This window comes from Arthrobacter sp. C2 (genome assembly GCA_024207135.1).
Lineage (GTDB): Bacteria > Actinomycetota > Actinomycetes > Actinomycetales > Micrococcaceae > Paeniglutamicibacter.
In genome coordinates, this window is record CP042428.1 from 3,753,623 (window position 1) to 3,767,948 (window position 14,326).

The window sequence follows — 14,326 nt, forward strand, 5'->3', positions numbered from 1 at the left end:
TCGTTCGCCCGGACCCGGCGTTGCCGCCTCTGGCCCTGGGTGGATTGCCGGGTTACAACGTTGTAACCAGTATGTCGACGCACCGCTGTCCCGCCGTTGCCGGCGGGGCTGGGAACTACTCCCCTTCAACCCACGAGTGTAGCGTTCGGAAGGGTCCGAGAGAATTCGCTGAGGCTAAAAATTCTGGCCCCACCAGCGCTGTTTCCCGCTTCCGGCACCCGCACCGTGAGCGTTGAGGAGGCCTCTTCCCACCTCGGCGGTGCCACGGCGTTGGCCAGGGCCGCAGCCAGGGCGGCGGGGTCCGCGACGTGGAAGCTGCGCCAGGAACCGCGCAGCCGCAACTGAAGCACCGCGCGGTGCACATCAAGCAGGGGCAGGACGGGGATGGAAGGTGCCATGGCGGTACGGGACGGCCTTTCACTAGCTCTTGCCGGGGCCAAGTGGACCGCGGCCGCTTCTTCATCCGAACCACCCATGAACCTGGGGTTGGTGCGCGCCTAGAGTCGGAGCTTGCCGACGCGTCTCGTGAAGCTGGGTTCCACATTACCGCGATTCGGAGGCCCGCAGGATCTTTTTGTGCAGATCGTTCCACGCAGTGCCGTCATAGGGCGGCATGCTGTCGTTGTCCTGGCGCATCCCGGTGGACCCGTCGATGAGCTCGCGCAGGATGTCGGCGTGCCCCGCATGGCGCGCGGTTTCCACGTTCATGTGCAGCATCAGCCGCCCGAGCGTGGTGTGGCGCCGTTCCCCGGTCCACCACGGAACGGTTGCCGGGGCATCCAGGGACAGCGCGGCGATGTTGCGGTTTGCCGCCTCGATGGCCCGCCGGTAGAAGGCCAGGACCTCGGCGCAGGGGACCTCGGCCGACACCCACATGTCCGCGCTGTCATCCGGATCGGCCGCCAGGGCCGCGTAGTACTCGTCCTCGATCGTGAAGCCGAGGCATTGGACGAAGTAGCCGTACTCGACGAAGGCCAGGTGCTGGACAAGGCCCAGGATGTTGGTGCCGGTGGGCACCATCGGCCGGGTCGCTTCCCCGTCGCTGAGTCCCCGGGCCTTCCAGAGCATGGCCTCGCGGGAATTGGTCAGGTAGGTCGCCAGGTGGTCCTTGAAATCGTCCATGGCCCCAGCCTAGAAGCGCCGGGGCCGGTTGGGAATGGCGGCAGGCCAAAAGGGCGATGGCCCCCATCGACGCGGTGCGCGCCAAGGGGGGCCATCGGTGGTGCGGATATGCCCTAGTGTCCGGCGACCTGCTCGAGGTCTGCGCCCTCGGCGTCGCCCTGGCCGGCGACCCGGGCGTTCCACCCGGTGATGACTGCCGCGGCGGTGGGCCGGGTGAGCAGCGAGACCACGACGAAGGTCAGCGCCGAGGCCAGAAGGCCGTAGTAGATCGGCTCGTTGGCGTAGATGCCGTCGAAGCGGTTCTCCGCCTGGATTTCCAGGGTGATCATGGTGCCCAGGGTGACGATGGTTCCGGCTGCCATGGAGGCGGCGGCGCCCAATCCGTTGCCGCGCTTCCAAACCAACCCGCCGATGATGGCCACCAGCAGGCCGCCGACCAGGATGTCGTAGGCGATGGTCAGCGCCGCGACCACGTCGGAGACCATGATGGCCAGCACGATCGAGACAATGCCCAGCAGCAACACCCAGATGCGGTTGGCGCGCACGTCGTGCTCGGGGTTTTCATTGGTGTTCACCTGCACGTTCCTGCCGAACCAGCTGGCCACGAACGGGGTGACATCGGTGCGGGCCACGGTGGCAGCGGCGATCAAGGCGCCCGAGGCGGTGGACATCATCGCGGCAACGGCCGCCGCCAGCACCAGTCCGCCGATCGCGACGGGCAGCAGCTGCGTGGCGACCTCCGCGTAGACGACGTCCTTGTTGGTGTCCGCGCCGATGATGTCCGGCAGGGCGACCTTCGCGGCCATGCCGATGATGGCGCCGGCGGCGCCGTAGAGCACGCAGTAGATGCCGGCGGTGGTGCCGCCCCAGCGGGCCACCTTCGGGGTCTTGGCGGTGAAGACGCGCTGCCAGATGTCTTGGCCGATGAGCAGGCCCAGGGTGTAGACCACGAAGTAGGTGATGATGGTCTGCACGCCGATGCCGGTGAAGCTGAAGAACTCGGCCCCGACGCGTTCGCGGATCCCGGACATGCCGCCGGCGGCGTTCAGCGCGAAGGGGAGCATCAGGAAGAAGATGCCCACGGTCTTGATGATGAACTGGACCTGGTCGGCCAGGGTGATCGACCACATGCCGCCGATGGTGGAGTAGATGACCACGATGACCCCGCCGATGGCGATGGCCATCCAGCGTTCCCAGCCGAAGAGGACCACGAAGATCGTTGCGTAGGCGCTGGTGGAGGTGGCACAGAGCATCAGTGTGTAGGCGAGCATGACGATGCCCGAGGTGTTGGTTGCCGACTTGCTGCCGTAGCGCAGGGTGAGCATCTGCGAGACCGTGAAGATCTTCAGGCGCTGCAGGGTCGGGGCGAAGAGCAGCGAGAGCAGGATGACTCCGGCGCCGATCGCCACGACCAGCCACATGCCGGAGATGCCGAACTTGTAGCCCAGGCCGACGCCGCCCACGGTGGATGCCCCGCCCAGGACGACCGCGGCCATGGTCCCGGTGTAGAGGAACGGGCCGAGCCGGCGGCCGGCGACGAGGTAGTCGCTGCTGTTCTTGGTGCGTGATTTGCCCCACCAGCCGAAGATGAGCATGGCCGCCAGGTAGACGGCGACGATGGTGCCATTGATGAATTCCATGAGGGGGTGCCTTTGCTTCGGGAGCGGGGCCAACAGCCAGCAGATGATGCCTGTCAGTAAACATTTGTTTTCCCATAGGCTAATGTGAGATGCCTTACACGTCAATTGCCCTAAGCTGGACACACCAAATATTTCTTTGAGCACCCCTGGAGAACCTTGCCCATGAAAGCCCTGCCCGTCGAGCCCAGCAGTGCCGCATTGGCCATCGGTTCGCGGATCCGTGCGGCGCGGCACGCCCAACGACTGACCATCGACCAGGTCGCCGATTCCACGGGCCTGACCAAGGGCTTCCTTTCCCGGGTGGAACGCGACCTGACCAGCCCCTCGGTCGCCTCGCTGGTGACCCTGTGCCAGGTGCTCTCGATGGAGGTCGGCGAGCTGTTCACGGCGCCGGACACCCACGTGGTGCGCCTCGCCGAGGCCCCGCGGATCTCACTGGGCGGCGAAGGCATCGTCGAGCAATTGGTGACGGCCCGCTCCGAGCGGCGCCTGCAGGTCATTCGGGCGGTCATCGCCCCGCGCGGCGAGGGCGAGAAGGAGCTCTACGCGGTGGATTGCGAGGTCGAGGTGCTCCACGTGCTCTCCGGGCGCTTCGTGCTGATCTTCGCCAACGAGCGCTTTGACCTCAATGCGGGGGACACCGTGACCTTCCCGGGCCGGGAACCGCACAGCTGGCTCAACCCCACGGGCGAGGAAGCCGTGGTGACCTGGACGCTGGTGCCGGCCGCTTCGCGCTAGGACATGTTGCCAAGCTCCCCCGTGGCCGCGGCACTCGGGAGGAGCCGATCAATTCCCCGGGTGTGGTCCCCGGCCGGTGTGAAGGGTCCTCCCGCGACATCCCGCGGTGGCGCATAGTGCAGGGGAGGGGCAACGAAAATCCCGGTCATTAGCAGGGCGAACTCGGTCCCGATCTGGCAGACCCTGGTCGTGACGTGGGAGGTCCGGGCCCGCAGCAGGCGGCGTTGGCGACAAGGTCGGTGACGTCCGAGCTCCCCATGCCAAGGGGTACTGGGCGATCTCCAGGACCAGGCCCGCCCCGGCGGCCGCGCCCGCGGCATGCCGCCATAGCAGGGACGGTGCAAGCAACCCGAGGTACAAGGCTGAAGGGGCAAGAAGCACGAAGTTCGCGACAACCTCGACAGGTGAGCCCGCCGACCCGGGGAGCGGGCCCGTGGTTTTCGGGCGCACCCTAGCCCACGTGCACCCAGGGCCGCCGGGCGATCGACGGCTCCGCCTCGCGCAGCACCTCGCGGGTCAGCGGCGCGATCTCGCCCTGGCCCAGGAACAGGAAGCGCAGCAGGTTGCGCACCGGGTTCCCCTCGGTCCAGCGGAAGTAGATGTGCGGCATCACGCCTGTGGCATCGCGGATTTCCAGGCAGATCGCGGCTATGGCCGTGGGAACCGAGGGAGCCTCGGCGACCAGGATCTTGTAGCCGTGCCGGGTGATCCCGCAAACCTTGATGTCCTGGGCGAAGTCCGAGAAGTCGGAGACCTTGATCTCGATGAAAAGCACCCGGGCCTCCTCGGGCAGGTGGCTGGCCATCTTGGCGTGGGCCAGCTTGTGCCGGTAGCGGGCGGCCGAGAGGCGCACCGGTTCGTGGGCGATGATCCGCACCATGGAATCCTCGGTGGAGGTCTTGATGATCTCCAGTGCCGCGGCATCCAGGGTCACCGAGGTCGCACGCAGCTCCGTGGAGCGGCGGAACCGGGAAACCAGCGAGACGGCGATGATCCCGGCGATGAAGAACGCCGCGATCCGGATGCCGTCGGGGCGCTCGACGACGTTGGCCGCGGTGGTGTAGACGAAGATGACCGACACGATGCCGAACCCGATGGTCCGCCACCGCTGGCCCTGGCGCTTGGCGGAAATGGTCACGGCCACCGCGGCGGAGGCCATGAGCACCAGCACGCCGGTCGCGTAGGCGGCGCCCTGGGCATCGACACTGGCCTCGAAGGCGATCGTGATGACCACGGCAATGCCGATGAGCACCAGCACCAGCGGGCGGATGGCGCGGGCCCACTCGGGCGCCATGCCAAAGCGCGGCAGGTACCGGGGGATCAGGTTGAGCATGCCGGCCAGGGCCGAGGCCCCGGCGAACCACAGGATCAGGATGGTGGACAGGTCATAGATGCTGCCGAAGCCGTCGCCGAGCATCGCGTGGGCCAGGAACGACAGGGCCCGGCCGTTGGCGTCGCCGCCCGGCTGGAATTCCGGGGCGGGAATCAGCAAGGTGGTGACCACCGAGGAAAAGACCAGGAACACGCTCATGGTCAGTGCGGCGGTGAGCAGCAGCTTCCGGGCCCCTGCAATGCGTCCGCGCGGGTTCTCCTCGGTGTCCCCGGGGGTGTGCCGGATCTGCGGCATCACGGCCACGCCGGTCTCGAAGCCCGACAGGCCCAGGGCCAGCTTGGGGAACACGATCAGTGAGATGGCGATCATCATCCACGGGCTCGAATGGGTGGCCGTGAGGTTCAGCCACCAGTGGTCCACGGGCGCCGGGTCGGCGACGAGGGAGGCCACGGCCACCGCGATCACCACGACGTTCAGCAGCAGGTAGGTGGCCACCAGCCCCACGGCCAGCCAGATGACCTCGTGGAAGCCGCGCAGGAACAAGGCCCCGAGCAGCAGGATCAGCACCAGCGTGATGATGATTTGCTGCCCGTTGAACCAGTCGGGAGTGAAGGGATTCTCGATGATGTGTGCCGAGGCGTCGGCCGAGGACAGGGTGATGGTGATCATGAAGTCGGTCGCGGCGAAGCCCAGCAGCACCAGCACGAACACCTTGCCCTTCCAGTGCGGAAGCAGGCGTTCGAGCATCGAGATGGATCCCTGCCCGTGCGGGGACTCGTTGGCCACGCGGCGGTACACCGGCAGCGCCGCGCCCAAGGTGACTGCCACGAGCATGAGGGTGGCCAACGGGGCCAGGGCGCCGGCGGCCAGTGCCGCGATGGCCGGCTGGTAGCCCAGGGTCGAGAAGTAGTCCAGGCCCGAGAGGCACATGACCTGCCACCAGCGGTGTCCGGCCGGCTTGGCGGCTACCTCTTCGGGGTTTTCCCGACCGATGTCGGTGTCCTTGAGCCACGCCGCGATGGGCTTCGTCCGGCCGGCTCGGCGCAGGGGCTGGGCGGGGTATTTGGCGCCCGTTGTTTTCTTCACGAGTGTGAACCCTACTCCTGGTTGCGCATCACGGGATATAGCTGGGGACAAGTGCTTTTAGTGACATGCCTGACATGCTCTACTTTGACATTTAGCTGGCGAAAAGCAACCATTTTGTAGCGGGATACGCAGGGAAGTCGTTTCCTGGTTTGCGCCCGCTCGTTTAAGGACATTGCTTGTGAGTTCCCGGCCCGAAGATCCCGCTGCGGTTCCTTGGCGACCCAAGCGGCTCTGGGCACCCTGGTGGCTGGCCGTGTTGTTGGGCGGGGCAATGGGCATTACCCTGACGTTGCTGCGCGCCTCCAGGGAGTTCGTGATTCCCGGGGCCATCGCCCTGGCCCTGGTCATCGTCTTCATCACCGTGGCCACGATCATGCGCAGGCAATTTCATCCCGAGGCTCTCGAGCCGCCGATGTCCCTGTCGTATGTGTTGTGGATGGTCTTGCTGGTTTTCCTGGTGGGGCCCGTACAGGTGATGCTCCTGCCGGCCAACCCGCAAGAGATCGTCATCAAGGCCCTGGCGTTGTCCGCGGGCATTTCCATCTGCATCTACGGGGCCGACCGCGCCCTGTTCTCGTCCTTCGCCAGGCGCGAGAGGCCGGGCCGGCCCGCTTGATCCTTGACTTTCCGTTCTGGAAAGACAAGACTTTCCATAACGGAAAGTGAGGGCTTGCATGTCCGACGAAAAAACCTGGCCCGCCGGCATCGACCCGCGTGAGGCGCTCGCCGAGGTCGACGGCGCCTCCGGGGCCATGGTGCACTCCACCGAGGCGCCTCGCGGATTCATGCTGGCCCTGGTGCTGTTCATTTCGACCGTCATGGCGCTGCTCGGCGTCGCTCCGTGGCCGGCCCTTCTGGGGATCGGGGCCCTCCTTGTGCCCATGCTTGCGTGGTACCTGCTCGTGATGCGCAAGCGGCCCAAGCCGCGGCCCATCCTGAGCCATTCCGGGCCCTACGTGCTGTACGCGTTCCTGCTCATGTTCGTCATGCAGGCTGGCCGGTTTTGGGAGCCGGGGTCGTGGTGGGAAGTGGCCGCCAAGTGGGTGGTCGTGTTTGCGATCTGCTGGTACGCCATGTCCCGCATGCGGGCTGCCGCCATCAAGAACCGACTCAAGGACGCCAATGAGCGACCCATCTGATCCTCCCGCGTTTGACGAACTGATCCATGCGCCGGCGCGCTTGCGCATCTGCGCTTCCCTGGCCCCGGTGCGGTGGGCGGAGTTTGCGCAGTTGCGCGATGCGCTCGGTGTTGCCGACTCGGTGCTGAGCAAGCATCTCAAGCAGCTGGTCGATGCGCGCTATGTCCATGTCGAGCGCTTCACCAAGGGCGGCCGGAGCCATGCCAGGGTCGCACTGACGGTGGAGGGCCGCAGGGCCTACGTGGGGCACGTGGCGGCGCTGCGGACCATGCTCGAGCAGGAGATGTAACCGAGGGGCCCGCGCGGGAGCCTTGACTGTAAGCCGCACCACAAATAGCATACAGGGCAACGGTTGTTTCATATTGAGCAACAAGACGTGGTCGGCGGTGGGTACCGCCGGAAACCCCTGAGGGAGAAGATCGTGGAAGAAATCCGCATTGAAGACAACGGAAACATCGGTCCCATCGATGCCTCCAAGATTCCGCGCTTCGCCGGACTGGGGACCTATGCCAGGCTCCCGCGCATCGACCAGGTGCCCTCCGCGGATATCAAGGTCGTCGGGGTGCCGTTTGACTCGGGGGTTTCCTACCGGCCCGGTGCGCGGTTCGGATCCACCCACATCCGCGAGTCCTCGCGCCTGATCCGCCCGTACAACCCGGCCCTGAACGTCTCGCCGTTCGCGCTGGCCCAGGTCGCGGACGCCGGGGACATGGCGGTGAACCCGTTCAACATCAACGAAGCCATCGAGACCATCCAGCAGAACGCGCTGGACCTCACCGCCGACGGCTCCTCCCTGGTCACCCTGGGCGGGGACCACACCATCGCCCTGCCGCTGCTGCGCGCCGCCGCCGAACGCGCGGGAAACCCCGTGGCCATGCTGCACTTCGATGCGCACCTGGACACCTGGGACACCTACTTCGGCGCCGAATACACCCACGGCACCCCCTTCCGCCGCGCCGTGGAGGAGGGCATCCTCGACACCGAGGCCATCTCCCACGTGGGCACCCGCGGCCCGCTCTACGGCAAGAAGGACCTCGAGGACGACAAGCGCTTCGGCTTCGGCATCGTCACCAGCTCGGATGTCTACTACCAGGGCGTGCGCGAGATCGTGGACAAGCTGCGCGACCGCATCGGCAACCGCCCGCTGTACATCTCGGTGGACATCGACGTGCTGGACCCGGCCCACGCGCCGGGCACCGGAACCCCCGAGGCCGGCGGCATCACCAGCCGCGAGCTGTTGGAGATCCTCCGCGGGCTGCGCGGCATGAACATCGTCGGCGCGGACATCGTCGAGGTCGCCCCGGCCTACGACCACGCCGAAATGACCGGCGTCGCCGCCTCGCACGTCGCCTACGACCTGATCTCGCTGATCGCCGACAAGCGCGCCAACGACAAAGCGGCAAAGGCATGAGCCCGGACGGCATCGCCGAGGTGGGCACGCGCAACGGCGGGGACCTGGTCATCGAGACCCTCAAGGCGCTCGGCGCCCACACGGTTTTCGGCATCCCCGGCCAGCATGCGCTGGGCCTGTTCGACGCGCTCTCGCGCTCGAAGCTGCACTTCGTCTCCTCCCGCGTGGAAAACAACTCCGCCTTCGCCGCCGACGGCTATGCCCGGGCCACCGGCGAGGTCGGGGTGCTCTTCCTGTCCACCGGCCCCGGCGCGCTGACCTCGCTGGCCGGGCTGCAGGAGGCATACGCCACCAGTGTGCCGATGGTCGTGGTGGCCAGCCAGATCCCGCTGGACGGGCTCGGCGCCCGCCGCAAGGGAATGCTGCACCAGCTCGATGACCAGAAGGCCTCCGCGGCGAACGTCACCAAGTCGCAGCGCACCGTCCACCACGCCTCGGGCATCCCCTCGGCCATCCAGGATGCCTGGGCCGATGCGATCACCGTGCCGCAGGGCCCGGTCTGGGTCGAGGTCCCGCAGGACGTCCTGCTCGCCCCGGTGCTGGTGCCGCCGGTCATCGACGCGCTGGCCGAGGCCTACGAGCACCCGCCGCGCGTGGAGCTCATCGACGAGGCGGTCCGTTGGCTCGCCAAGGCCAGCCGTCCGGTGATCGTGGCAGGGGGAGGGGTCCGCCGCGCCGGGGCCAAGGACGCGCTGCTTGCCGTGGCCGAGTCCCTGGGCGCGCCGGTGGTGTGCTCGCCTGGCGGCAACGGGGCCTTCCCCTGGAACCACCCGTTGTCGCTGCAGTCCTGGGTCGAGGACCGGCACGTCACCGAGGTCCTGGAGGACGCGGACGTGCTGATCGTGGTGGGCTCCGCGCTGGGCGAGGTCACCAGCAACTACTTCACCCTGGAACCGCGCGGGCACCTGATCCAGATCGATGCCGAGCCGCGCGTGCTCGAATCCAACCGCCCGGCCCTGGGCATCCGGGCCGACGCCAAGGCCGCCCTGGAATACCTCGGCGAGGCCCTCGGCAAGCTCGAAGGCGGGACCGCGGCCGACTGGCACGGGAAGGGCCCCGAGGCGGTCGTGGCCGACACCCTGGCCAAGGTCTTCGCACGGCTCGATGCGCAGGACCTGGCCAAGGAGCGCACCTTCATGGCCGACATCCGGGCCGCGGTTCCCGATGACATGCAGACCTTCTGGGACATGACCATCTCCGCCTACTGGGGCTGGAGCTGCTGGGACGCGCGGGACGGGGAATTCCACTCCGCCCAGGGCGCCGGAGGGCTGGGCTTCGGCTTCCCCTCGGCCATCGGCGGGGCGCTGGGGCTGGGCAAGCGCGTGCTGGCGGTCTCGGGAGATGGCTCGGCCATGTACTCGATCGCCGAGCTGGCCACGGCGAAGCAGCACAACGCGCCGGTCACCTGGCTGATCGTCGACGACGGGGGCTACGGGATCCTGCGCGAGTACATGGAGGGCGCCTTCGGCAAGGCCACGGCCACCGAGCTGGCCCGCCCGGACTTCGTGGCGCTGGCGCAATCCTTCGGGATCCCGGCCCGGTTGGTGGAGCCGGAAAACGTGCGCGGGGCGCTCGAGGAGTCCTTCGCCGCGCAGGGCCCCAACGTCGTGGTGGTGCAGACGCTGCTGAAGATGTTCGCGCCCACGCACCTGTAGCAGGCGGCACGCCTCCTAGCGGTGGTGCGGGCCCCGGATCGATGGATGCATCGGTCCGGGGCCTGCATTTTTTCGGCTACGGCATGGTCTTGACGTAGGCCTGCAGGGCATCGCGCACGAAGGACGCGCCCTCGGCTCCGCCGTAGTTCGCCGCGAAGCGCTCGTCCGCCACATACATTTCGGCCAGGCCCAGGACATAGGCCCTGGTGTGTTCGGGGGAGTCGGCGGCCGGGGTTCCCGGGATGCCGGTGAGCCACTGGACGTGGCGCCGGGCCAGGTCCCGGGCCGCAGGGGATTCCGGGGTGGTTCCGGGATCCCGGGCGGCGGCGATCCAGTCGTTGCCCAGTTCCCGGAGCCGGCGCTTCCAGTCCTCCTGGCCGTCCTTGCCCAGCGAACGCCACCAGGCATCGGAGCGGGCGTAGGCCTCCTTGCCCCAGCGCTGCTCCACCTCGTCCTGGTGCACCGTGTGGTCAAAACCGTCGAACATGTTTTTTGCCATGAGCTTTTCGCTTCCTTTCAGTGAATTGATGGTGTGCTGCACCGCGGCGATCTGCCGGGCCAGGCGGTCCTGCTCGGCGCGCAACAGCGAAAGGTGCGTTCCCAGCGCCTGGGCCTCGTTGGCCTCGGCCGCGATGAGATCGGCGATCTGCGGCAGGCCGAGTCCCAGCTCGCGCAGCAGCAGGACGCGCTGCAGGCGGATGAGCGCGGATTCGTCGTAGTACCTGTAGCCGTTGTGCCCGATCCGGCTGGGCGGCAGCAGCCCGATGTCGTCGTAGTGGCGCAGCGTGCGGCTGGTGGTGCCGGCGAGCTTGGCGACCTGTTGTATCGAGCGTTCCATGGAACCAACGGTAAAGCTTGACGCTGCGTCAATGTCAAGGGCCGGTGGACGCCGGCCCGCGGACGGTGTGGGCCCTAGGTGTTCCTGGTGTCGTTTGCTGCGCCCGGGCGCAGGTCAAGCCGGCGCAGCAACTGCGCGTTCAGGGCCACCACGACGGTGGAGATCGACATCAGCACCGCGCCGACCGACATCGGCAGGATGAAGCCGACCCCGGCCAGCACCCCGGCGGCCAGCGGGACCGAGAGCAGGTTGTATCCGGCCGCCCACCAGAGGTTTTGCTTCATCTTCCGGTAGCTGGCGCTCGACAGGTCCATCACCGAGATGACCGAGCGCGGGTCGTCGCTGGCCAGGATGACCCCGGCCGAGGCAATGGCCACGTCGGTGCCGGCCCCGATCGCGATCCCCACGTCGGCCTGGGCGAGAGCCGGGGCGTCGTTGACCCCGTCCCCGACCATGGCGACCTTTTGGCCCTCGGCCTGCAGGGCAGCGACCTTGGCGGCCTTGTTCTCGGGCCGCACCCCGGCAAAGACCCTGTCGATCCCCAATTCGCGGGCCACCGATTCGGCCACCGCGGCCGCGTCCCCGGTGATCATCACGACCTCGACGCCCCGGGCGTGCAGGGCGGCAACGGCGCCCCGGGATTCGGGACGGATCTCGTCGCTCAGCGCGAGCGCCCCGATGACCCGGCCATCGGCGATCACGTGCAGGATGGTCGCGCCGTCCTCCTTCCACGGTTCACTGGCCTGAAGCGGGTCGAGCACGTGGTTGGCCAGCATGTGCGGGCCGCCGACCCCGACCACGGTCCCGTCGACGGTGGCCTGCACGCCTTCGGCCGCGGCCGAGCGGAAGCCGGTGGACGGGGAGAGCTGCAGCGAGCGCTCTGCCGCGGCCCGCACGATGGCCCTGGCCAGCGGGTGTTCGCTGTCGGATTCCGCGGCGGCCGCGAGCGCGAGGACCGCCTCCTCGCTGTGGCCGGCCACGGTCGCGATGTTCGTCAGGACGGGTTCGCCCACGGTCAGGGTTCCGGTCTTGTCGAAGAGCACCGATGTCACCTGGCGCATGCCTTCCAGGGCCAGCCGGTCCTTGATCAGCACCCCGCCGGCGGCGGCGCGTTCGGTGGCGATGGACACCACCAGCGGGATGGCCAGCCCCAGGGCGTGCGGGCAGGCGATGACCAGCACCGTGATGGTGCGCACGACGGCCGTGTCCGGGTCGCCCAGCAGCGACCAGATGGTGGCGGTGATGGCGGCGGCGCCCAGCGCGAACCAGAACAGCCAGCCGGCGGCGGTGTCGGCGATGCGCTGGGCCTTCGAGCTGGAGGCCTGCGCGTCGGAGACCAGCCGCTGGATGCCGGCCAGGGCGGTGTCGGAGCCGATGGCCGTGACCTTCACGCGGATGGCCGTGTCGGTGGAGACGGTGCCGGCCACCACGTGGGTGCCGGGGCCGCGGGGCACGGTCCGGGACTCGCCGGTGATCATGGATTCGTCCATTTCGGCGGTGCCCTCGGTGATCATCCCGTCGGCAGGGACCCGCCCGCCGGGGCGCACGATCACCACGTCGCCCAATTCCAGGTCGGCCGGGGCCACCTGCTCGAAGGCATCGCCCACGAGCCGTTCGGCGGTGTCGGGCAGCAGCGCGGCCAGGGAATCGAGGGCGGAAGTGGTCTGGGCCAGCGAGCGCATCTCGATCCAGTGGCCCAGCAGCATGATGACCACCAGCAGGGCCAGCTCCCACCAGAAGTCCAGCCCGTGGTCCAGGATTCCCAGGCTTGCACCCCAGGAGGAGAAGAACGCGACGGTGAGGCCCAGGGCGATCAGCAGCATCATGCCCGGCTTGCGGGCCGCCAGCTCGTCGCGTGCCCCGGCCAGGAAGGGGCGCCCGCCCCAGAGGTACATCACGGTGCCCAGAACCGGGGACACCCAGGGGATCCAGGCGTTTTCGGGCAGGGATACGCCGATGAGCATGGTGAACATGGGGTTGAAGGCCAAAACCGGAATGGAGACGGCAAGCATGATCCAGAACAGCTTCCGGAAGACCGCGACGTGGCCCCCGTGTCCTTCATGGCCGTGCCCGGCGTGGTCCATTCCTGCATGCTGGTGCTCCGCGTGCCCGGCGTGCGACCCCACGTTTGGAGGGTGGGGCTCCGTTTCCATCGGGGTGGTCGTGTGGTGCTGGTGCTCGTTCATGCCCACAACATATACCCCATGGGGGTATATTTCAAGGGCGGTGCGTCGTTTCAGCTTGGAGCCGACGGGAGCACGCGGGCCTGCCGCTGGTTAAACGATTTCGGGCCGGCGGGCCCCCGGGAAGGGAGCCCGCCGGCCCGAAGCCGGAAGCGTCGTTGCTAGCGCAGCACCACGGTGCGGTTGCCGTAGAGGAACACCCGTCCCTCGGCGTGCCACTTCACGGCGTTGGACAGCGCCTTGCACTCGGTGTCGCGGCCCGCGGCGACCAGTTCCGCGGGGGAGTAGGTGTGGTCGACGTCCTGGACCTGCTGGGAGATGATCGGGCCCTCGTCGAGCTCTGCGTTCACGTAGTGCGCGGTCGCGCCCACGGTCTTGACCCCGCGGTCCCAGGCCTGGTGGTAGGGCTTGGCGCCTTTGAAGCTGGGCAGGAAGGAGTGGTGGATGTTGATGGTCATGCCGGTGAGCTTGCGGCTGAGCTCGTCGCTGAGCACCTGCATGTAGCGGGCCAGGACCACCAGCTCCACGTCGAACTCGTCAATGAGCTCGAGCAGCCTCGCCTCGGCGGCCGGCTTGGTAGCCGGGGTGACGGGGACGTGGAAGAAGGGGATGTTGTGCCACTCGGCCAGCGACTGGTGGTCGGTGTGGTTGGAGACCACCGCGACCACGTCGATGGGCAGCTCGCCCAGCCGGGCGCGGTGCAGCAGGTCGTTGAGGCAGTGGTCGAACTTGGAGACCATGATCAGCACCCGCTTCCTGGTCCCTTTGGGGGCCAGCGTCCAGGTGATGCCGTACTCGTCTGCCAGCGCCGCGAAACCGTCGCGCATGGACTCGGTCAATCCCTCGGCGTCGGGGCCGGCGAACTCGACGCGCATGAAGAACTGCCCGGCGCGGCGGTCCCCGAAATGCTTGAGCTCGACGATGTCCCGGCCCGCATCGAGCAGGAACCCGGTCACCGCATGGACGATGCCGGGGCGCTCGGGACAGGCGACGGTGAGGATGTGTTCGACTTCTGTGGTGGTATCCATGTTCGGCACTCCGATACATGCGCGGCCGACGGGGCCGCGCGAAGGGTGGTCTGGTTTTCTATGCTGCTGGTGTTCCGCAGACTATTTTAGGTGCGTGTGGCCACCATCCCGATTCACCGCCGCGATGTTGCGACCGCGACCGCGGGCGGGCGA

13 protein-coding genes and 1 riboswitch are annotated in these 14,326 nt (G+C 67.8%); of the genes, 6 read left to right on the plus strand and 7 right to left on the minus strand.

The annotated features are described in order from the left end of the window. Nucleotides 1-125: 125 nt before the first annotated feature. The 3 genes from FPY90_RS17235 to FPY90_RS17245 all read right to left on the minus strand — a co-directional run bounded on the left by FPY90_RS17235 (nt 126) and on the right by FPY90_RS17245 (nt 2,762). A complete protein-coding gene (locus FPY90_RS17235) occupies nt 126-398 on the minus strand; it encodes a hypothetical protein (protein WP_498682349.1) in 273 nt (90 codons plus the stop codon). Between the two features lie 20 nt (nt 399-418). After that, a riboswitch (SAM riboswitch) is annotated at nt 419-531 on the minus strand. Nucleotides 532-543: 12 nt separating this feature from the next. Then, a complete protein-coding gene (locus FPY90_RS17240; protein WP_071216329.1) occupies nt 544-1,122 on the minus strand; it encodes a DinB family protein in 579 nt (192 codons plus the stop codon). Nucleotides 1,123-1,235: 113 nt separating this feature from the next. After that, nucleotides 1,236-2,762, minus strand: coding sequence for a sodium:solute symporter family protein (locus FPY90_RS17245; protein WP_498682351.1), 1,527 nt, complete (start codon nt 2,760-2,762; stop codon nt 1,236-1,238). 162 nt (nt 2,763-2,924) lie between these two features. Here FPY90_RS17245 and FPY90_RS17250 point away from each other — a divergent pair, with 162 nt between their 5' ends. Next, nucleotides 2,925-3,500, plus strand: a complete 576-nt coding sequence (locus tag FPY90_RS17250) for a helix-turn-helix domain-containing protein (protein WP_071216327.1) — start codon at nt 2,925-2,927, stop codon at nt 3,498-3,500. A 451-nt stretch (nt 3,501-3,951) separates the two neighbouring features. Here the strand turns inward: FPY90_RS17250 and FPY90_RS17255 are convergent, their stop codons facing one another. Beyond that, the gene (locus FPY90_RS17255) at nt 3,952-5,763 is read right to left on the minus strand and encodes an amino acid permease (protein WP_498685608.1); all 1,812 of its coding nucleotides are present in this window, start codon (nt 5,761-5,763) and stop codon (nt 3,952-3,954) included. 427 nt (nt 5,764-6,190) lie between these two features. Here FPY90_RS17255 and FPY90_RS17260 point away from each other — a divergent pair, with 427 nt between their 5' ends. From FPY90_RS17260 to FPY90_RS17280, 5 genes are all read left to right on the plus strand, one after another. Next, nucleotides 6,191-6,535: a hypothetical protein gene (locus tag FPY90_RS17260; protein WP_498682353.1), complete on the plus strand. Its 345-nt coding sequence runs from the start codon at nt 6,191-6,193 to the stop codon at nt 6,533-6,535. Nucleotides 6,536-6,593: 58 nt separating this feature from the next. Then, a complete protein-coding gene (locus FPY90_RS17265) occupies nt 6,594-7,058 on the plus strand; it encodes a hypothetical protein (protein ID WP_498682355.1) in 465 nt (154 codons plus the stop codon). Beyond that, nucleotides 7,042-7,347 (plus strand): transcriptional regulator, encoded by a 306-nt coding sequence (locus FPY90_RS17270; RefSeq protein WP_498682356.1) that lies wholly within the window; start codon nt 7,042-7,044, stop codon nt 7,345-7,347. The genes FPY90_RS17265 and FPY90_RS17270 overlap by 17 nt, the downstream gene beginning before the upstream one ends. A 132-nt stretch (nt 7,348-7,479) precedes the next feature. After that, the gene (gene speB / locus FPY90_RS17275; RefSeq protein ID WP_498682357.1) at nt 7,480-8,469 is read left to right on the plus strand and encodes an agmatinase; all 990 of its coding nucleotides are present in this window, start codon (nt 7,480-7,482) and stop codon (nt 8,467-8,469) included. Further along, nucleotides 8,466-10,124 (plus strand): thiamine pyrophosphate-binding protein, encoded by a 1,659-nt coding sequence (locus FPY90_RS17280; protein WP_498682359.1) that lies wholly within the window; start codon nt 8,466-8,468, stop codon nt 10,122-10,124. Before speB ends, FPY90_RS17280 begins: the two co-directional genes overlap by 4 nt. A gap of 76 nt (nt 10,125-10,200) precedes the next feature. On the opposite strand, the gene FPY90_RS17285 is transcribed toward FPY90_RS17280, so the two are convergent. From FPY90_RS17285 to purU, 3 genes are all read right to left on the minus strand, one after another. Further along, entirely contained in the window at nt 10,201-10,962 is a 762-nt protein-coding gene (locus tag FPY90_RS17285) for a MerR family transcriptional regulator (protein ID WP_498682361.1), read from the minus strand. 74 nt (nt 10,963-11,036) lie between these two features. Further along, nucleotides 11,037-13,148: a heavy metal translocating P-type ATPase gene (locus tag FPY90_RS17290; RefSeq protein ID WP_498682362.1), complete on the minus strand. Its 2,112-nt coding sequence runs from the start codon at nt 13,146-13,148 to the stop codon at nt 11,037-11,039. A gap of 158 nt (nt 13,149-13,306) precedes the next feature. Then, a complete protein-coding gene (gene purU / locus FPY90_RS17295) occupies nt 13,307-14,173 on the minus strand; it encodes a formyltetrahydrofolate deformylase (protein ID WP_498682364.1) in 867 nt (288 codons plus the stop codon). Nucleotides 14,174-14,326 lie beyond the last annotated feature (153 nt).

Bases quoted from the DNA above. Each gene is read 5' to 3' on its own strand.
- FPY90_RS17235 (WP_498682349.1), bottom strand. From the start codon at position 398: ATGGCACCTTCCATCCCCGTCCTGCCCCTGCTTGATGTGCACCGCGCG.
- FPY90_RS17240 (WP_071216329.1), bottom strand. From the start codon at position 1,122: ATGGACGATTTCAAGGACCACCTGGCGACCTACCTGACCAATTCCCGC.
- FPY90_RS17245 (WP_498682351.1), bottom strand. From the start codon at position 2,762: ATGGAATTCATCAATGGCACCATCGTCGCCGTCTACCTGGCGGCCATG.
- FPY90_RS17250 (WP_071216327.1), top strand. From the start codon at position 2,925: ATGAAAGCCCTGCCCGTCGAGCCCAGCAGTGCCGCATTGGCCATCGGT.
- FPY90_RS17255 (WP_498685608.1), bottom strand. From the start codon at position 5,763: ATGTGCCTCTCGGGCCTGGACTACTTCTCGACCCTGGGCTACCAGCCG.
- FPY90_RS17260 (WP_498682353.1), top strand. From the start codon at position 6,191: ATGGGCATTACCCTGACGTTGCTGCGCGCCTCCAGGGAGTTCGTGATT.
- FPY90_RS17265 (WP_498682355.1), top strand. From the start codon at position 6,594: ATGTCCGACGAAAAAACCTGGCCCGCCGGCATCGACCCGCGTGAGGCG.
- FPY90_RS17270 (WP_498682356.1), top strand. From the start codon at position 7,042: ATGAGCGACCCATCTGATCCTCCCGCGTTTGACGAACTGATCCATGCG.
- FPY90_RS17280 (WP_498682359.1), top strand. From the start codon at position 8,466: ATGAGCCCGGACGGCATCGCCGAGGTGGGCACGCGCAACGGCGGGGAC.
- FPY90_RS17285 (WP_498682361.1), bottom strand. From the start codon at position 10,962: ATGGAACGCTCGATACAACAGGTCGCCAAGCTCGCCGGCACCACCAGC.
- FPY90_RS17290 (WP_498682362.1), bottom strand. From the start codon at position 13,148: ATGAACGAGCACCAGCACCACACGACCACCCCGATGGAAACGGAGCCC.
- purU (WP_498682364.1), bottom strand. From the start codon at position 14,173: ATGGATACCACCACAGAAGTCGAACACATCCTCACCGTCGCCTGTCCC.